The 18,396-nt window shown below is 70.6% G+C and carries 13 protein-coding genes; 3 read left to right on the top strand and 10 right to left on the bottom strand.

The features are described from left to right. Positions 1-9 precede the first annotated feature (9 nt). From L3Q65_RS18610 to L3Q65_RS18625, 4 genes are read right to left on the bottom strand one after another with little or no spacing between them, the layout of a single operon-like run. Complete coding sequence (locus L3Q65_RS18610) at positions 10-1,869, bottom strand: AGE family epimerase/isomerase (protein WP_182893085.1); 1,860 nt, start codon at positions 1,867-1,869, stop codon at positions 10-12. Further along, positions 1,866-2,498: a DJ-1/PfpI family protein gene (locus tag L3Q65_RS18615; RefSeq protein ID WP_237600405.1), complete on the bottom strand. Its 633-nt coding sequence runs from the start codon at positions 2,496-2,498 to the stop codon at positions 1,866-1,868. The genes L3Q65_RS18610 and L3Q65_RS18615 overlap by 4 nt, the downstream gene beginning before the upstream one ends. A gap of 10 nt (positions 2,499-2,508) precedes the next feature. After that, the gene (locus L3Q65_RS18620; RefSeq protein ID WP_237600406.1) at positions 2,509-4,101 is read right to left on the bottom strand and encodes a thiamine pyrophosphate-binding protein; all 1,593 of its coding nucleotides are present in this window, start codon (positions 4,099-4,101) and stop codon (positions 2,509-2,511) included. A gap of 6 nt (positions 4,102-4,107) precedes the next feature. Then, a complete protein-coding gene (locus L3Q65_RS18625; RefSeq protein WP_182893087.1) occupies positions 4,108-4,929 on the bottom strand; it encodes a type 1 glutamine amidotransferase domain-containing protein in 822 nt (273 codons plus the stop codon). A gap of 132 nt (positions 4,930-5,061) precedes the next feature. On the opposite strand from L3Q65_RS18625, the gene L3Q65_RS18630 reads away from it, so the two are divergent. Further along, complete coding sequence (locus tag L3Q65_RS18630; RefSeq protein WP_182893088.1) at positions 5,062-6,702, top strand: FAD-dependent oxidoreductase; 1,641 nt, start codon at positions 5,062-5,064, stop codon at positions 6,700-6,702. Between the two features lie 34 nt (positions 6,703-6,736). Continuing rightward, on the top strand, positions 6,737-7,306 hold the full coding sequence (locus L3Q65_RS18635; RefSeq protein WP_237600407.1) for a DUF6000 family protein: 570 nt from the start codon (positions 6,737-6,739) through the stop codon (positions 7,304-7,306). Positions 7,307-7,318: 12 nt separating this feature from the next. On the opposite strand, the gene L3Q65_RS18640 is transcribed toward L3Q65_RS18635, so the two are convergent. Continuing rightward, positions 7,319-7,648 (bottom strand): branched-chain amino acid transporter permease, encoded by a 330-nt coding sequence (locus L3Q65_RS18640; RefSeq protein ID WP_182893090.1) that lies wholly within the window; start codon positions 7,646-7,648, stop codon positions 7,319-7,321. Beyond that, the gene (locus L3Q65_RS18645; protein ID WP_237600408.1) at positions 7,641-8,357 is read right to left on the bottom strand and encodes an AzlC family ABC transporter permease; all 717 of its coding nucleotides are present in this window, start codon (positions 8,355-8,357) and stop codon (positions 7,641-7,643) included. The genes L3Q65_RS18640 and L3Q65_RS18645 overlap by 8 nt, the downstream gene beginning before the upstream one ends. Before the next feature lie 63 nt (positions 8,358-8,420). Here L3Q65_RS18645 and L3Q65_RS18650 point away from each other — a divergent pair, with 63 nt between their 5' ends. Continuing rightward, on the top strand, positions 8,421-8,879 hold the full coding sequence (locus L3Q65_RS18650) for an Lrp/AsnC family transcriptional regulator (protein ID WP_182893091.1): 459 nt from the start codon (positions 8,421-8,423) through the stop codon (positions 8,877-8,879). Positions 8,880-8,923: 44 nt separating this feature from the next. Here L3Q65_RS18650 and L3Q65_RS18655 read toward each other — a convergent pair whose 3' ends face one another. From L3Q65_RS18655 to L3Q65_RS18670, 4 genes are read right to left on the bottom strand one after another with little or no spacing between them, the layout of a single operon-like run. Further along, entirely contained in the window at positions 8,924-9,814 is an 891-nt protein-coding gene (locus L3Q65_RS18655) for a DUF6206 family protein (protein ID WP_237600409.1), read from the bottom strand. Next, positions 9,805-10,539 (bottom strand): thioesterase II family protein, encoded by a 735-nt coding sequence (locus L3Q65_RS18660; RefSeq protein ID WP_237600410.1) that lies wholly within the window; start codon positions 10,537-10,539, stop codon positions 9,805-9,807. The genes L3Q65_RS18655 and L3Q65_RS18660 overlap by 10 nt, the downstream gene beginning before the upstream one ends. Positions 10,540-10,558: 19 nt before the next feature. Then, a complete protein-coding gene (locus L3Q65_RS18665; protein ID WP_237600411.1) occupies positions 10,559-11,572 on the bottom strand; it encodes an NAD(P)-dependent oxidoreductase in 1,014 nt (337 codons plus the stop codon). After that, positions 11,569-17,976 (bottom strand): type I polyketide synthase, encoded by a 6,408-nt coding sequence (locus L3Q65_RS18670; protein WP_237600412.1) that lies wholly within the window; start codon positions 17,974-17,976, stop codon positions 11,569-11,571. The genes L3Q65_RS18665 and L3Q65_RS18670 overlap by 4 nt, the downstream gene beginning before the upstream one ends. Between the last annotated feature and the right edge of the window lie 420 nt (positions 17,977-18,396).

An 18,396-nucleotide genomic window follows, 5' to 3' on the forward strand; every position in this document is an offset into this window, starting at 1 on the left:
GCTCCCCAGTCAGTCCACAGTGGACAAATGTGCCCGCACGGTCAGGTCGTGCCCGGTCTCCGGCAGGCGCACGGTCATCTCCTCCGCGTCGAACGCGGAGTACGGGCGGCCGTCGACCTCGACCCACGACAGCCGCACCCGGCCCTTCGGCAGCGCGTCCGGCGCGGTCCGCAGCAGCCGGTCCGCGTCCGGTCGCGGGCGGAACCACAGGGTCATCGGCTCGCCGGACAGCAGGAGGCGCTGGTACACCGTGGCCAGGAAGCACAGCTCGCTGCTGTGGTACATGCTCATCGAGTGGCTGCCCTTGAGCCGCTCGGTGCCGAGCAGGTACGGCGTGCCCGCGGCGAGCACGTTGAAGTACACGCCGCCCTCGTCGTGGTCGAGGAAGAAGCTGTTGTAGAACGCCGCGGCCTCCCGCGCCTGCTCGCGGAACCCGGCGTCGCCGGTCGTCCCGGCCAGGATCAGGTAGGCGAGGATCGCCTGCTCCTGCTGCCACCAGGCCTTGCGGTCGTGCCAGACGAGCCGGTGGGCGTCCTCGCCGTCGGCGAGCTGCCGTTCCACCATGTCGTACCAGCCGCCGCGCCGCCGGTCGCTCCCCACGTCCGGCATCGTCCGGCCCAGCCGTTCGGCGAGCTCGACGTACTTCGGGTCCGGCCGGATCGCGTTCATCCGCAGGAGATTCCAGGCGATCTTGAGGTTGTGCCCGACCACCGCCCGGTCCTGCTGCCAGCCCCAGGTCCGGTCCGGCGTCCAGTCGCCGTGGAACCGTTCCTGCACGAACGGGCTGTCCTCGCGCGGGAAGTGCTCGGCGATCAGGTCGAAGGTCTCGGCCAGCATGTCGGCGTGCCGTTTCTCCCCGGTGGCCAGCCAGAGGTTGATCAGGTAGGCGGGCGCGTGGTCGCCGATCGAGTTCCAGTTCTTGCGCGACCGGTTGTGCCGCAGCGATTCCTGGTGCGGCGACAGCAGCACCGGGTCGATGTGCGAGTAGTACCCGCCGAGGTCGGGGTCGCGGAAGAAGCGGCGGAACAGCCGCAGCGTCGCGTCGATGTCGTCGCGGATCCGCCGGTCGCCGGTGACCCGGAACAGCTGGGTCTGGCCGACCAGCGCGTAGATCTGCTCGTAGGCCGGGATCGCCTCGTAGTCGTCGCCGAACTCGGAGGTGAACAGCTTGCGCTCGCTGCCGCCGCGCACGTCGATGCCGTGGTACCAGTACACGACGTCCTCGTCGCGGTCGACGAACCGCATGTGCTCGCGCAGGTACTCGGTGCCACGGTCGGCCACGCCGAGGAAGTCCTCGTCGCCGGTGAGCAGGTACGCCGACGCCATCCCGTACACCAGCCGGGAGATCGTGTCCGTCTCCTGGACGTGGTGGTCGCTCTTGTCGCCGCCGAGCCGCAGCACGGTGCGGTAGTCGGCGAAGTCGACCGGCCGCGCGCCGCCGAACTGCGCCCGCCGGTAGAACCGCGCGATCTCGCCCAGCTGCCGGGACCACCAGTGCGGGTCCTCGAAGCAGTAGTCGCCTGCCCGGCGGCCGAGGAAGATCAGCCGCTTCGCCTCGAACCGGCCCGAGGGATAGCGGATCCCGTACGCGTAGAGGAATCTTCCCGGCGCCAGCAGCTCGGCCACCTGCCCGGTCGCGTCGGCGTAGGGCTCGCCCAGGTTGCGCAGGAACTCCGCGGACATGGTGTGCCCGAAGGCGATCCGCTGCCGCCGCCCGCCGGAGGTCTTCAGCTCGAACGACATCCCGTCGGATTCGGTGACGTAGCCCGCGACCAGGTCGGAGAACGAGTAGTCCACGCCGGCGGCGGGCTCCGGGCGGCGGCGGTCGCGAGCGATCAGGTGCGCGGTGAGATCCGAGTGCGCGGTCATGTCGCCCTCGCCATCCTCTCCAAGACGGACCTCCTGGTGCGGTCGGCCCGCGCGGCGATGAGGTCGATGAGCGTGCGGGCGAACAGGTGGCAGTGGTCGGCGCTGCGCGCGGTGACCAGGTCGCCGTCGACCACCACGTCCTGGTCGGCGAAGACCGCGCCCATGTTGCGCACGTCGCCGATCAGGTTGTTGTGGCAGGTGACCCTGCGGCCGCGGACCACGTCGGGAATCGGCGACAGCAGCCACATGCCGTGGCAGATGACTCCTTTGAGGACGGCGGGATCGGCGAACGCGGCACGCGCGAACCGCACCGCCGGGGCGAGCTCGCCGACGCGTTCGGAGTAGCGCAGCCGGTCGGACACCATGCCGGACGGGATGATCAGCGCGTCCAGCGCGGACGCGTCGAGCGTCTCGAGATCGCCGTCGACCGTGATCGGCAGCTGGTGCTCGTGCCCGGTGAACGTGATCGACCGCTGGCCCCACAGCCGGGTGATCAGCCGCAGTGCCACGCCTTCCTCGGCGAAGCGGCGGAGGTAGTACCACAGCTCCGGTTCGACGTAGTCCGTCTCCATCAACACGGCGACGCTGCGCCCGGCCAGCCGGCCGCCTTGGCGGAGGATGGTGTTCACGACTGTCCTTTCAGGACGTGATCAGGTGGACGAGGAACGGTCCCTCGTGGCCGAGCAGGCCGGCGACCGCCCGCTCGACGTCGGCTGCCTTCTCGACCTTGACGCCCGGAACTCCCATGCTCCGCGCGAGTTCCGCGAAGCCGAGCGGCGGCGTGGCGAGGTCGAAGGAACCCGGGTAGGCGTGCGCCTGGATGTCCCGCTCCCGCCAGTACTGCTCGATGTTGTTGTCCAGCAAGCCGTATCTGCCGTTGTCGCAGATGACGAACTTCGCCGCGACGTCGTGTCGCGCGGCCGTCCACAGCGCCTGGATCGTGTACATGCTGCCGCCGTCGCCGGTGAAACCGACCACCGGCGCGTCGGGCCGCGCGAGCTTGATCCCGATGGCGCCGGGGATGCCGACGCCCAGGGAACCGCCTCTGGTGGCGAAATAGCTTCCGGGCACGCGGGGCGGCAGGTGGCGCCGAAGGCCGGGGGACGCCGTCAGCGCCTCGTCGAACACCACGAGGTCCTCGCCCGCCTGGTCGGCGAGCGCCGCCGAGAACCGTTCGATCAATGGAGCGTCCTCCCCGAGGCCCGGTCGCTGCCACTCCGCCCGGTCGGCGCGCCTGCCGGGCAATCTGGCGGCGAGTCCCGCGAGCGTCGCCTTCGGGTCGGCGACCAGGCCGAGATCGACCGGGTGGTTCTTGGCGATCTCGAAGTCGTCCAGGTCGACGTGCACCACCTTGGCGTCGCCGAACGGGTTGTCCAGCAAGGGGAACACGTCCGGGAACACGTAGGTGCCGACGATCAGCACCGCGTCCGCGTCCTTGACCGACGCGGCGCTCGCCTCGCCGAACATGTGCCCGGTTTCCCCGCGGTACCAAGGGTTCGTGGTGTCCATGTTCACCTCGGACGTGTCCACGCCCCACACCGGTGCGCCCAGCCGCTCCGCCACCTCGGCGAGTTCGGCCTGCGCCTCCGACACGGCGACGCCGTCGCCGGCGAGGATCACCGGGCGTTCCGCCCCGAGCAGCAGTTCCGCCGCCCGGTCCAGCTCGCCGGGGAGGGGGAACGCCGCGCGGCTCGGCACGCTCGCCGGCATCGCGGGTTCGGCGGTCGGCGCGTCGAGGACGTCCATCGGCAGCTCGACGAAGACCGGGCCGCGCGGCGGGGTCATGGCGATCTTCACCGCGCGGCGCAGCACCCGCAGCAGCGAGGACGGATCGGTGACCCGCGTCGCGTACTTGGTCACCGGCCGCGCCATGGCGACGAGGTCGGCGGCCATCTGCGAGTCCATGGCGTCGTAGCGCACGCCCGCACTGCCCGCGATCACCACGAGCGGCGAATGGCCGCGCTTAGCCTGGTACAGCATGCCGATCCCGTTGCCGAGGCCGACCCCGGCGTGCAGCTGCACCAGCGCCGGGGCGGCCGCGGCCCGGCAGTACCCGTCGGCGATGCCCACCGCGACGGTCTCCTGCAGCGCCAGCACGTAGGAGAACGCGGGCAGCTGGTCCACGATGTCCAGCAGCCCCTGTTCGACCGTGCCGGGGTTGCCGAACATCGTGGTCATGCCGTCGGCCGCGAACTGTTCGAAGATCGCGATCTTGCCGGGACGCTCGTGCATGACGGCCTACCAGCCGTACCGGCGCAGGCCGGACTCGAGCACCTCGACCAGCTTGCCGCCGCCGAGGAAAGAGTCCGGAGTGGACCGTGCGGTGACGTACGGGAAGTCGACGATCACCGACGTCTCCTTGCCGACGTTGCCGTGGTAGCGGCCGTCCGGGCCGGTCGCGTCGCGCAGGATGTACTCCAGCGGGTACGGCGGCGGGCCCATGTTGAAGTCGACGCCGAGGAAACCCGTGCCGTCCTTGTAGTCGTACTCCTTGCAGTGCCCGGTGACGTGCTTGCCCCGGAGGATGCTGACGCGGTCCTCCCAGTCGCGGGCGAACGCGAGGGCGGCGACGCCGTAGCAGAGGGCGAGGATCGGCTTGTCCGCCCGGACGAAGGCGAGGATCAGCTCGTGCAGACGGCCGTTGTTGGCCAGGTCCACGATCGGCCCGCTGCCGCCGACGATCACGAGCGCGTCGTACTGCTCGATGTCGGTGTCCAGCTTCGCGAGTTCGCGGTAGTAGTCCTCGGTCTTGCGCAGCGGTTCGGGTTCGCTTTGGTAGGGCCGGTCGGGAATCCACTGCTCCAGGCTGAGCGGATTGTCCAAACGGGACGATTCGTCGAGTTCCCTGGCCGCTACGGCGACTTCCGGCGTGGTGACGGAGCGGCCGAGCGGCGGGTCGATGTAGCCGGGGTCGAGGCTCGGCGGCAGTGCGTGGGCCCGTTTGCCGGTCGGCGTGGCGAAGACGGTCTGGTAGCCGTGTTCGTCGAAGGCCACGAGCGGTCCGAGGAGTTCCTCGCCCCAGTATCCGTATTCCGAGAGGATCGCGAGTATCTTTGTCACGCCGTCGAGTGAACCCGCTTCCCGTGCGGCGCAACAAGAACCGGCTTCGCTACTCCACGAAGTCCGCGCCGGGTTCCGGCTACTTCGTTAGGTGGTCCCGGAAAGCCCGTGTGCCGCCCGACACTGGTCGCCATGACCGCATCCGCGCCGCCCCGCCACCGACCGGCCCTGCTCGCCGTCGACGACGACGCGCACGTGCTGCGCGCTGTCCGCCGGGACCTGCTCAGCGTCTACGCCGACCGCTACCGGGTGCTGTCCACGACCTCGCCCGCCGACGGCCTGCGCATCCTCGACCGGCTCGCCGACCGAGGGGAAGAGCCCGCGCTGCTGCTGGTCGACCAGCGGATGCCGGAGATGACGGGCATGGAGTTCTTCGCCGAGTCGCTGAACCGCTTCCCTTCGGCGCGGCGGGTGCTGCTCACCGGCTACGCCGACACCGCCGTCGCGATCGACGCGATCAACGAGGTCAAACTGCACCACTATCTGGTCAAGCCGTGGGAGCCGCCCGCGGAACGGCTGTACCCCGTGCTGGACGACCTGCTCGCCGAATGGCAGTCGACCTACGAGCCGCCGTACGAGGGCATCCGCGTCGTGGGGCACCGGTTCTCCCCCGCCACGCACCAGCTGCGCGATTTCCTCACCCGGCTGTTGCAGCCGTTCCGTTTCGTCGACGTCGACGAAACGGGGTCGGACGAGGTTCCCGCGGTCGAACTGCCCGACGGCAGGCGGCTGGTGCGGCCGACGCGCACCGAACTGATGGCCGCGCTCGGCCTGCGCGGCGAGCTGTCCCGGCCGCACTACGACCTGGTGATCGCGGGCGGCGGGCCGACCGGACTGGCCGCCGCGGTGTACGGCGCCTCGGAAGGCCTCGCGACGCTGCTGCTGGACGCGCACGTGCCCGGCGGCCAGGCGGGCACATCCAGCCGGATCGAGAACTACCTCGGTTTCCCGGCGGGGGTGAGCGGAGCCGAACTGACCCGGCGCGCGGTGGCGCAGGCCCGCCGGTTCGGCGCGGAACTGCTCGCCCCGGTCGGCGCGGTGTCGTTGCGCCGCGCGGGCCGCGCGCACCTGATCGGCCTGTCCGACGGCAGGGAGATCGGCGCGGGCAGCGTGCTGCTGGCCACCGGCCTGTCCTACCACCGGCTCGCGGCGGACGGCTGCGACCGGTTCGAAGGAGCCGGGATCTATTACGGCTCAACGAACTCCGAAGCCGCGTTGTGCGCGGGCCAGCACGTGGTGATCGTCGGCGGCGCGAACTCGGCCGGACAGGCGGCGCTGCACTTCGCCAAGCACGCCGAACAGGTCACGATGCTCGTCCGCGCACCGTCGCTGGCGACCCGCATGTCCCGCTACCTGGTGGACGAGATCGACGGGACGCCGAACATCGAGGTCCGCGCGACCACCGAGGTCGAATCCGTGTCCGGAGCCGCGCATCTGGAACGAATCACGTTGTGCGACAACCGGACCGGCACGGTCGACGAGATCGCCGCGGAGTCCATGTTCAGCTTCATCGGCGCCCGCCCCCGCACCGGCTGGCTCGCGGACACGGTGCGGCGCGACACCGGCGGGTACCTGCTCACCGGCTCCGCACTGGCGGGCCTGCTCGACGAGACCTGGGACCTGCCCCGCGAGCCGATGCTGCTCGAAACGAGCGCGCCGGGGGTGTTCGCGGCCGGGGACGTGCGCGCCGACTCGGTGAAGCGCATCGCGTCGGCGGTCGGCGAAGGGGCGCTCGCGGTGACGCAGATTCACCAGCATGCGGCGGGGGTTTAGGACAGGCCTTTCAGTCTGCCCTGCTTCCGGCAGAGTGGGCCCGTGCGCAACCATCGGCGGGAACACGCACTCGGCGTCATCGTCGACCGTTACGTCACTCCCGGCCCCAGCCGAACGCAGCGCCTTCGCCCGCGCACTCGCCGCCGACGCGCGGCAGATCACCGCCGACGATCTTCGGGAGCCGTTCGGCTACGAATGGCGGGCACAGCTGACTGCGGCCTGGCTGGCCGGGCTCGACCGCCGCGAGCGCATCGGCGAACTGCTGCTGGCGAGCAAACTGTGTCGCGCGGGCAAGGGATTCTGCTTCGCCTTGACGCGGTCCGGCACCCAGCAGGACGCGCAGTTGCCGGTCGACTGCCTCGACCGGTATCTGGCTCGCCCGGACCTGATGTACGACCAGCACTGGGCGATGGCGGCGTTCCTTTGCCTGGACGCGCGTCTCGGCGCCGGCCACGCGAGCCCCTTCCTCGGGCCGAGCGGGGCATGGCAGCGCTGGACCGCAGCGGCAGCGACGCCGGTCACCGATCCCGGATCGCTGCGTCCTCAGATCGGCATGATGTGTTCCTTTGCCGAGCACTGCATGCGATCCGTCGACGAACCTTGATCGTCCTTCGAGTCATCCCGGGAACAGCAGGCTCGCCAGCAGAACATGCACCGCAGTACCGCCGACGATGCTCAGCACCGCGTTGCGGCGCCACAGATGCAGGCCGATCGTCACCGCCAGCGCGATCGTCGGGGCGAAGGCGCTCGAAGACGTCCACGACACGTCGCGCAAGCAGTAGACCAGCAGGATCACCATGACCCCCGCAGGCATGCGGGTGCTCAGGTACTGCACGGTCCGGCTGGCGCGCAGCGGGGCCAGGACTGCGAACGGGAGCGCCCGCAAGCCCCACGTGACCGCGGCGGACACCGCGACCGCGGCCAGCAGGTAGACGGGGTCAGGCATTGCTCACGCTCCGTTCGGCGACGAGGCCGCGGACGACCAAGCCGCCGACGAACAGCACGAACGCCGCCAGCAGCATCTGGCCGGGGAAGACCACGCGGGCCACGACCGCGCTCAAGGCGGCGAGGACGGGCGTAGGCAGGTCTCCCTTGCGGTCGCGGACGGCGTCCAGCGCGAGTACGACGAACAAGGCAGTCATGGCGAAGTCCAGGCCGACGACGCCGCTGGGGATGAGCGAGCCGAGCAGGCCGCCCACCGTTGCTCCGCCGACCCAGAACAGGTGCAGGAACAGTTGCAGCCACAGGATTCGCGCGCCGTTCCACTCGCGGGCGGCGTCCGTTGTGGACAGTGCGTAGGCCTCGTCGGTGAGGGCGAACGTGCTGTACGCGCGCGCTCCGCGACCGCGTACGCGGTGCAGCGGGAAGGACAGCGCGTAGAAGACGTGCCGGACATTGACCAGGAACGCCGAGAGCCCGATCGACGCCAGCGGGGCCGCCGCCGCGGCCAGGCCGATGAGCAGGAACTCGAACGAGCCCGCGTAGATGAACGTGGTGAAGACCGTCGCCCACCACCAGGCGAGGCCCGAATGCGTGAGGAACGCGCCGAACGCGAGTCCGAGCGGGACCAGGCCGATCCCGACGGACCCGCAGTCCTTCAGCGCGGCCAATGCGGGCGGGCGATCACGAACAGCCAGGTCGGACACGGTTTCCACGCTTGGAACACTACGTCAGCTCGTGGCTAATTTGGTGTCCGATCATGGCGCTAGAATGGGCCAGTGAGCAATGTAGTGCGGCTGGATGCGCTGGATCGGGATATTTTGTTTCACCTCCGTCAGGACGGGAGGCTGACCAACGTCGAACTCGCCAAACGGGTCGGGCTCACCCCTCCCCCGTGCCTGCGCCGGGTGAAGCGCCTCGAGGACGCCGGAGTGATCGCCGGGTACCGCGCGGTGATCGACCCGGAAACCGTCGGCCGGGGGCTGGAAACGCTCATCGACCTGGAGGTCTACGCGACCGACCGGGCGACGATCGAGGCGCTCGAGGACACCGTCGCCTCCTACGAGGAGGTCATCGAGTTCCGCCGCCTCTTCGGCCGCCCCGACTACTTCATCCGCGTCGCGGTCGCCGACCACGCCGCGTACGAGGAATTCCAGACGCGGAAGCTCTCCGGACTGCCGGGGGTTTTGCGCGTCACGTCGCACCTGACGATGAAGAAGATCAAGGGCGACGCCTGAGTCCGGGAAGGAAGGCCCCGGCCGGGAAGGGCCTGGCAGCGGGTTCAGCGCCGGATCGTGGGCGGCAGCAGAAACGGATAAGTGCGGCGGCGGACGGTGCGCTGCCAGAACCGGTCGGCTTTGCGCAGCCGCTGGACGATTGCCCACATCCGCGCGTCGCCTGCGTAATAGCGAGCCACTTCCCCGCTGCTCAGCGGAACCTCGAGGCGCTCGTTGGCCTGTTCCAGGAAGACCGGCACCAGGGAATCGAGCCGGTCCTTGTACAGGTTGCCGAGGAAATCGAGGACGATGCCGCGCGTCGAGTAGTACTTGTCCGTGGCTGCCTTGAGCATGACTGCCTTGACCGCGCCGCGCAGGATCCACGGCAGGGACGTGAGCAGCAACCCCACGTCGGCCTGCTCCCGGCCGCGGCCGTCCCGCAGGAACGGGGTGGTGACGTCGACGAACACGAGTTCCCCGTCGAGGTCGAACCAGTTGCTGGCCTGGGCGTCGAGCCCCAGGTCGGGTCGGGCCGCCCGTCCGATCGCGGTCAGGTATCGCGCGAAGAAGGACTTCGCCCAGCCGAGATCCCGGGTGTGCAGCAGCTTCGAGCACAGCCGTGCCGGCGGCAGCGCTTCCTGGACGCAGTAGGCGACGCCGCCGCTTCGTCCCCGCGACAGGTAGCGCAACTCGGTAGGCGCCACCGTGATGCCGTGAGCGCTCAACTGCCCGACATAGCGGGCGAGCGTTTCTTCGTACCGCTGAAACCGATCGCAGTCCGGGAACGGCGGAAGCCGCTTGCAGGCGAACGTTCCCTCGCCGGTGCGGACTTTGAGGACCAGCGTGTCCTCGCCGTGGCCGAGAACGTCGAAGACGCCGTAGTCGCCGGACCGCAAGGCGGCCTGCACCTGGCGCTCCAACGCATCGAGGTCGCGAGACGCGATGGCTAGGGACACAACGGTTCTCCCTTGTCCGCGGCAGACCGGAAGACCGCGAGCTCCGCGCGGAGGGCGTTCAGCACTCGCGACCGGCCCGCGCCTGCGAGAAAGAAATGCCCGCCGGCGACCTGACGGACCACTAGCGACCCCTGCGTGTAAGAGCGCCATGCCTCGACCTCTACGGCATTGGCCAGCGGATCGTCGCTGCCGCGGAACGCGGTGACCGGGCAGCGCAGGGGTCTGCGCGGCGTCCACGCATAGCTGTCGCAGAGGGCGAGATCGGCCCGCAGCACCGCGCTCTCGGGAACCGCGTGCTGCCCGGCCGCGGACAGCACCTCCGCATCGGACACCTGCGCGGGACCGTAGAGATGCGGTGCCCGGCTTCCGGAAACGAACAGGTGCAGCGGCTCGCCGTGGCCGCGGTCGCGCAACCGGCAGCTGAGTTCGTAGGCCAGCAGCGCGCCCATGCTGTGGCCGAAGAACGCATACCGATCAGCCAATCCGTGCGCGATCAGCGTTTCGGCCAGCTCGTCGGCCAACGGCTCGAGGCCGGCGTGCGGGCGAGCCCGGACGTGGCGGTCGCGTCCCGGCAGCAGGACCGGAACGACCTGGGCGACCCCGGCGAGATGCCGCTGCCAGCCCTGATAGGTCGCCGCGGTCCCGCCGGCGTGGTGCAGGCAGACGAGCCGCGGGACAGCGCCCGTCTCGCCGCTGAATCCTGGCAGCCACGGGGTGTCCGGCACCGGCGACCCGGGGTGCTCGCTATCGCTTGACGTGTCGCCGCCCCTCCTCCGACCCTAGCCAGTCGATCGTGCGCCGCATGCCGTCCTCGAATCCCACGTCGCCGTCGAAGGCGAAGTCGTGTCTCGCCCGGTCGATGGGGAACAACTGGTTCCGTTCGAACAGATGCACCGCGTGCCGGGTCAGCATCGGGCGTCCGCGCAAGCGCAGCGCGCCGTAGACAGCTTCGAAGGCCAGCGCGAGCCCGGTCGCGATCGGTGCCGGCAGGTTCAGCTTGGGCTCGCCGACGCCCAGTCCGCGGGCGAGCGCCCGGAGGTACTCGCGCCAGGTGGTCTCCTCGTTGTCCCGCAGGTTGTACACCCCGCCGACCGCGGATTCGGCTGCCGCGGCGGCGATCATGGCGTCGGCCACGTTGTCCACGTACACCAGGCCGGCCGGTGCTCTGCCGCCGCGGACATACATCATTTGCCCTCGCAGCAGCAGATTGGCGACCTCGACGACGAAGTCCTTGCTGCCCGGTCCGTACACCGAGACCGGTCGCACGATCGTCAGCGGCACGCCGCCTTCAGCGGCCGCCCGGCGGACTTCTCGTTCGCCGAGCAGCTTGCTGCGGTTGTAGGGCAGCCCCACGTCTCGCGGCGGGACGTTCTCGGAGCAGGGCCGCGTCGGATAGCCGTAGACATCGGTGGTGCTGACGTGCACGAAACGGCGCACCGTGCCGGCACGGGCGGCGGCCCGGACGAGATTCGCCGCGCCTTCGACGTTGACTTCGCGGAACTCGCTCCACGCACCCCAGTCCGCGGACTTCCCGGCGCAGTTGTAAACGCATCCGGCGCCGTCCGCCGCCTCGTTCAGCGCGTCCGGATCGGACAGTGCGCCGACGTGGAACTCGACGGGCAAGCCCGCCAGGCCCCGGCGATCGCTGCGCTCCCGGACCAGGGCGCGAACGCGATGTCCTCGCTCGGCCAGCCGGCGGACCAGGCGGCCGCCGATGAAGCCGCTCGCGCCGGCCACCAGCACGGTCTCCCCGGTCACGGCCGGACTCCCGCCGCGCGCATGGCCTCGACCAGCCGGTCGAGCGAGTATTCGATGTCGTCCTCGGCATGGTCGGCGTTGACGAAGAACCGCAGCCGGCACTGGTCGCGCTCGACCGCCGGATAGCCGATGGGCATGGCGTTCACGCCCATGGCGAGCAGCGCGTTCGAGACCGCGATCGCAGGCTCCCATTCGCCGATGACGACCGGGATCACCGCCGATGCGCGGGACACCCCGATGTCCAGCCCCCGCGCCCTCGCCGCGGTCCTGAACAGGTCCGCGAGTTCCCGCACCCTGGCGACCCGCTCGGGTTCTTCTTTGACGACCCGGATCGCCTCCAGCGCCGCACCGGCGTTGGCGGGCGAGATCCCGGTGCTGAAAATGTAGAGCGGCGCGGTGTATTCGAGGTATTCGATCACCGGCGCGCGGCCCGCGAGGTACCCGCCGAGGCTGCCGAGAGCTTTGCTCAGCGTTCCCATCCAGAGGTCGACGTCGGCGCGGTCGACGCCGAAGTGCTCGCCGATGCCCGCGCCCGTGGCGCCGAGAACGCCGATCGAGTGCGCTTCGTCGACCATGAGCATCGCGCCGTGCCGCTTGGCGACCTCGACGAACCGCGGCAGGTCGGGGATGTCGCCGTCCTGGCTGTAGGCGCCTTCGAGCACGATCAAGGTCCGGCGGTGCCGGTCGCGCGCCGCGCGGAGCCGCTCGTCGAGGGAAGCCCAGTCGTTGTGCGGGAACGGCTGGCGCTGTGCTCCTGACAAGACGCAGCCGCGCACGATGCTGTCGTGGATCCAGCGGTCGTGCAGGACGAGGTCCGGCGGGCCGAACAGATGCCCGACGGTGGCCACGTTGGCCGAGTGGCCGCCCGCGAAGACCATCGCGTCCTCGGTGCCGAGGAACCCGGCGATTTCCGCCGCGAGTTCCTTGTGCAGCGGCGTTTGGCCGCACAGCAGCGGGGTGGCCGACGCCGAGGTTCCGTAGCGGTCGACGGCGGCTTTGGCCGCTTCGCGGACTCGACGGTGGTGGGACAGTGCCAGATAGTTGAACGCCGAGAAGTTGACCGTCCGCTTGCCGTCGATCGTCGCGTGCCCGGAATTGCCGCCGTCGTGAACCCGGTCGTAGGGATTCGCGCCGCCGCGTTCGACCTGGCGCCGGCGTTGCCGCAAGGCGAGGTACTCCGGCCACTGCTCGAATCCGGTCCTTTCCCGGACCTCGGCGGGCTCGAGGGCCTCCGGCTCGCCCTCGCCCGCTTCCAGGAGCTCCGTCAGCTGCGCCACGGTCGGATCCTCCGCGAGTGCTTGCCGCACCCGCTCGGCCTGCCGCTCGGGCAGCGGGCCGAAGTGGCGCCGCAGTTCGGTCACCATCAGCGAGTCGAACCCGAGATCCGCGCCCAGCCGGGCGTGCGAGGGGATCTGGTCCGGGGCGAACCCGGACACCCTCGCCAGGTGGTGCAGAAGTCTTCGCCGGGTCAGGACCGGAATCGCGGTCGCCGGATCGCGTCCGGCCGGGGCCTCCCGGGTCTCCCCCTCTGCGCTGCCCGTCGCCGCCGCGGTGAACCAGCAGGAGCGCGGTTCGCGCACGGAATGCGGGACGTCGACGGGCACGCGGGTCCGGTGCCGGTCGAGCGCCGCCCAGTCCACGCTGCCGTCGGAACAGTGCAGCCGCCCCAGCGAACGCAGCAGTGTCTCCCACTCGCGTCCCGGCCGCAGCGACGGCAGCCAGAGTGCTTCGGCCGGGTCTGCGGTCATTGCCCGGCCCAGCGTGAGCAGTGTCTGGTTCGGGCCGATTTCGGCGAAGGCGTCGCACCCGAGTCGCCGCAGCGCGGCGAACCCGTCCGCGAACAACACCGGGCTGAGCACATGGTCCGCCCAGTAGTTCTCGTCGACGCCGCCGACCGGTTCGCCGGTCAGGTCGCTGATCCAGGGCGTCGCCGGCGCGGCGAAATCCACCTCCTTGGCGGCATCGCGCAGAGGCGGCGCGGCTCCGGCCATCATCGGCGAGTGGAACGCGTGCGAGACCCGCAAGGACCGGACGTCGACCGCGCTCGCCTCGAGCTCGCGCCGGGCGGAGGCGATCGGTGCGGGCGGTCCGGCCAGCACCAGGTGATCGGGCGCGTTCACCGCGGCGACCGCGATCCCCGGCTGCCGGAGGGCGACCGCCCGGACGACCTCCGCGTCGCCGACGCAGGCGATCATCTCGCCGCCCGCGCTGTGCTCCTCCATGTACCGCGCGCGCAAGGCGACGAGGGCGAGTACGTCGTCGAACTGGACCGCGCCGGAAATACAGGCGGCGCTGTAGGCCCCGACACTGTGGCCCAGCACTGCCGCCGGCCGAACTCCGAGCGAGATCCACAGCCGGGCGAGGGCGACCTCCAAGGCGACAAGAGCGGGCTGGCAGTAGCGCGTTCGCGTCAGCCAGTCCTCGCTTTGCCCGGCAAGAAGCAGCTCCGGAAGCGGACGGTCGAGCAACGGCCGCAGCACCAGGCCCGCTTGGTCGATGGTGTCCCGGAACGACGGATGCCCCTCGTAAAGTTCGCGCCCCATTCCGGCGTAGTGCGATCCCTGCCCGCTGAACACGAACGCGACTCGCCGGCGCTCGCCCCGGTCGACGTCCCGCGCCACGGCAGCGGACGGGGTGTCCGCGGCGAGGGCGGCCAGCGCGGCGTCGAGTTGTTTCGCGCCGGCGCCGACCGCAGCACCGCGATACCGCAACAGCGCGCGTCCGGTGTTGGCGGCGCGGCACAGGTCGTCCAGTCCGGCCTCCGGGTTCGCGGCGAGGTGCCTGCGGTAGTCGCCGGCCAGCGTGCGCAACGCGGTGGGCGTGTGCCCGGACAGGCAGAGCACGTGCGCGGCTCGTTCCGGCGCCGTGCCGGCGGGTTCTCCCCGCGGGGCTTGCTCGAGGACGACGTGCGCGTTCGCGCCGCCGAATCCGAACGAGCTGACGGCGGCGCGGGCGGCACCGCGTTTGAGCAGTTCGGTGCGCCGGGTGGACACTGTCAGTCCCGAGTCGGCCCAGGCCAGCCGGGTGCTGGGGGTTTCGAGATGCAGTTGCGGCGGCACCTCGCCGTGATGCACGACGAGTGCTGCCTTGATCAGGCCTGCCACGCCCGCGGCGGCCTCCAGGTGGCCGATGTTGGCTTTGACCGAGCCGACCAGGCACGGCTTGTCGTCGGCGCGGCCGGTTCCGTAGACGGCGGCCAGCGTCTCCCACTCGACCAGATCCCCGAGTTTCGTCGCGGTGCCGTGCGCTTCGACGTAGTCGATCTCCTCGGCACAGAGCCCCGCCTTCTCGAGCGCGCGCTGGATCACCTGCCGTTGCGCGATTCCGCTCGGTGCGGTGAGCCCGTTGGCGCGTCCGCCGTGCGCGACGGCGGATCCGCTGATCGTCGCGTAGACGCGGTCGCCCGCCGCGGTCGCGTCCGACAGCAGTTTCAAGCACACGAGCCCGGCGCCCTCGCCGCGGACGTAGCCGTCGGCGGCGTCGTCGAACACCCGGCAACGGCCTTGCGCGGCAAGCATCCGTCCCTGTGCGAAGGCCACCGACGGCAGCGGGGACAGCATGAGGTTGACTCCGCCGGCGAGCGCGAGGCCGCATTCGCGCTCGCGCAGGCTTCGGCAGGCCAGATGCACCGCGACCAGCGACGAGGAGCAGGCGGTGTCGAGGGCGAGGCTGGGGCCGCGCAGGTCGAGCAGATAGGACAGCCGGTTGGCCGCGATCGCGTGCGCGTTTCCCGTCGCGGTGTACAGATCCGGCTCGTCGTGCCCGGCCGAACGCAGCGTCGCGTAGTCGTTGCTGCTGATGCCGACGAACACGCCCGCGTCGCTGCCGGCCAGGCTGGTGGGAGCGATCCCCGCGTCCTCGACGCACTGCCACGCGATCTCGAGCAGCAGGCGCTGCTGGGGGTCCATCTGCTGCGCTTCACGGGCGGAAATGCCGAAGAACTGGGCGTCGAACTGGTCCGCGCCGTCGATGAACCCGCCGAATCCGGGCGCCGGGAACGCGTCCGCGTCCCACCGCCCCGCGGGCACTTCGGTGACCGCGTCCCGGCCGTCCAGCAGCAGCTTCCAGTAAGACCGGGCGTCAACCGCACCCGGCAGCCTGCAGCCGATCCCCACGATCGCGATCGGCTCGCCGGCGCGCGGATCCGCCGCGGGCGAGAGCGGCGGCGCCGGAGCCGGACGGCCGAACCGCTGGGACAGCTCCCGGATCGTCGGATAGTCGAACACCGTTGCGGGGGTCACCTCGCGGCCGAGCCACGAGCCCAACTCGTCGACGAGTGCGACCAGGTGCTGCGAGCCGGCCCCGATCTCGGCCAGCGGCAGCGCGGGGTCGATCGCGGACGGCGGGAGGCCGAGCTGGTCGCCGAGCCGCGCTCGCAGCCAGTGCTGGAGTTCTGCCGGGGTCGGGCTGCCGCGCCGCGGCTGCCGGCGGCACAACGCCACCAGGGTGTCGGCGCGGGGATCGACCAGAAGCGGCCCGATCGGCACGGCGATGCCCCATCGTGCCTCGATCTTCCTGACCAGCTCGACGAGCCGGGGGTACTCGAGGCCCAGTTCGGCGAAACCGCGCCCCTCGACGTCGGTCCGGCCGGAGATGTCCGCGAGCGCCCGGAGCACGGCGGCCGCGGACGGCGGCGCCGCGTCGGCCTTCGGAGCGGAAGCCCGCGTGACGCTCGCCGCCGCGACAGCCAGGCCGAAAGTGCGGAAAGCCCGGCTGCAAGCCTGTCTTCGCAGTTTGCCGCTTGTCGTCTTCGGCAGGGCTCCCGGCCGGAGCACGACGACGGCGTGCGGGGAAACCGCGTGCTCGGCCCCGATGCCCGAGCGGACCTTCGCGAGCAAGCTGTCCGTGTCCTCACCCGGCCTGACCGCTGCTTCGAGGGCCACGACCAGCTGCTCGCTGCCGTCGATTTCGGCGGAGAACGCCGTCACGCTGTTCGCTCTCGGCGCGCCGGCCGCGTTCTCGACGGTCAGCTCGATGTCCTGCGGGTAGTGATTGGTCCCCTGCACGACCATGACGTCCTTGGCCCGGCCGACGACGAACAGCTCGCCGCGATGCTGGAAGCCGAGATCCCCGGTGCGCAGGAAGGAAACCCCCGGCTCGTCCGCGACAGCGGCCCGGAAGGTCCGTTCGCTCTCCTCGTCCTTGCCCCAGTAGCCTCTCGCCACGCTCGGCCCGGCGACCCAGATCTCGCCGACCCGCCCCGAGGGGAGCCGCCTTCCGGTTTCCGGGTCGACGACGGCGACCGCGACCCCGTCCGCGGCGGGACCGCATCCGACGAGCCGGACAGTGCGGCTGGTCCGGCTTGTCGGCGGCGCGGGATTTCCCTCCGCCACCGTGACCGCGTCGAAGGTGCGCTGGACCGGCTTGGCCGCCGAAGCGGTCGCGGTCACCATCAAGGTCGCCTCGGCGAGGCCGTAACACGGAGAGAACGCGCGCCGGTCGAACCCGCACGGCGCGAAAAACTCGGCGAACCGGTCCAGGGTCCCGGATCTGATCGGTTCCGCGCCGTTGACGGCGATCCGCCACCGGGAAAGGTCGAGGGTGTCCCGCTGCTGCTCGGTGATCTTGCGCAAGCAGTGTTCGTAGCCGAAGTTGGGCCCGCCCGAAGTGGTGGCTCCGGTCGCGGACAGCGTTTCCAGCCAGAGCATCGGCCGCCGGGCGAACGCCAGGGGAGACAGGAAATGCAGCGGCACCCCGCCGTACAGAGCGGTCAGGAAGCACCCGATGAGGCCGAGATCGTGGTAGAGCGGGAGCCAGGAGACGATCGCCGAATTCTCGTCGTGCCCGAGCCTGCGATGGATCGATTCCAGGTTGTGCAGCACGTTTTCGTTGCTGACCATCACGCCCTTCGGCGCCGAGGTCGAGCCCGACGTGTACTGCAGGAAAGCGAGCGAATCCCGGCCGGTGCCCGGATCGTCCCAGTGCTCGGCGAGGGCGGCGTCCGTTTCCTCGGCGACCAGCCAGCGCAGCGCACCGGGGCCTGCCGCGCCGGTCCCGGCGTCCCGGTTCCCCTTGCGCGGGAGCACATCCGCCGTGGTCAACGCGTGCGTCGCCGCGCAGTCGGCGGCCATGGCGGCCAGCCGCCGCAGCGCGTGGCCGGACCGGGCGGTGTCCGCCGGATAAGCCGGCACCGCGACGGCCCCCGCGTATTGGCAGCCGAGGAAACCTCCGACGTAGTCCAGCCCCGGCGGGTGCGCCAGCAAGACGGGCTTGCCGTTCAAGCCCTCCCGCCGCAAGCGGACCGCGAGGGCGCGGGCATACCGGTCGAGCCCGCGGTAGGTCCAGGCTCCGCCGTCGTCCGCATCGGTGACGAAGCGGCAGGCGAGTTCGTCCGGCCCCCGCTCGACCCGCTCTCGCAGCACAGCCGCCAGCGTCGCGGGCGAGCCAGGGCGCGCCTCGGTCATCCTCGAATCCCGGCCCATGGCCGCTTCCTCCCCCAAGGCAATCCTGACACGGCGGCGAAAGCGGGCGCACCCGCGGACCGGCCCGCCGCACCGCGGCGTCGGCCCCGGACAAGGCACCTGAACTGATGCCGTTGCGGAAACCGCTAATCCGGACGGTACGCCGCAACGAATTCGGTAATAGTGGTGCCAGCTGTCTCACGAATGCACTCGCGCACGGCAGCCCCCATTGAGTTGACCCGATCCGCGATCCGGCGACAACCGGGCGGACCGCCAGGTCACGCTAAGTCCCGTTCATCTGCCCGACAACCCGAATTTATCGCAGTTCACTCGAACGGTCCAGCTTCGCGGAATTTCCTGGTACGAACAGCCGGAAAGCATTCGCCCGAATGGCGACGAAGCACCCGCTCGGGCGGATCTCCC

The organism is Amycolatopsis sp. FU40, from assembly GCF_021903635.1.
Lineage (GTDB): Bacteria > Actinomycetota > Actinomycetes > Mycobacteriales > Pseudonocardiaceae > Amycolatopsis > Amycolatopsis dendrobii.

Bases quoted from the DNA above. Each gene is read 5' to 3' on its own strand.
- L3Q65_RS18610 (WP_182893085.1), bottom strand. From the start codon at position 1,869: ATGACCGCGCACTCGGATCTCACCGCGCACCTGATCGCTCGCGACCGC.
- L3Q65_RS18620 (WP_237600406.1), bottom strand. From the start codon at position 4,101: ATGCACGAGCGTCCCGGCAAGATCGCGATCTTCGAACAGTTCGCGGCC.
- L3Q65_RS18630 (WP_182893088.1), top strand. From the start codon at position 5,062: ATGACCGCATCCGCGCCGCCCCGCCACCGACCGGCCCTGCTCGCCGTC.
- L3Q65_RS18640 (WP_182893090.1), bottom strand. From the start codon at position 7,648: ATGCCTGACCCCGTCTACCTGCTGGCCGCGGTCGCGGTGTCCGCCGCG.
- L3Q65_RS18670 (WP_237600412.1), bottom strand. From the start codon at position 17,976: ATGACCGAGGCGCGCCCTGGCTCGCCCGCGACGCTGGCGGCTGTGCTG.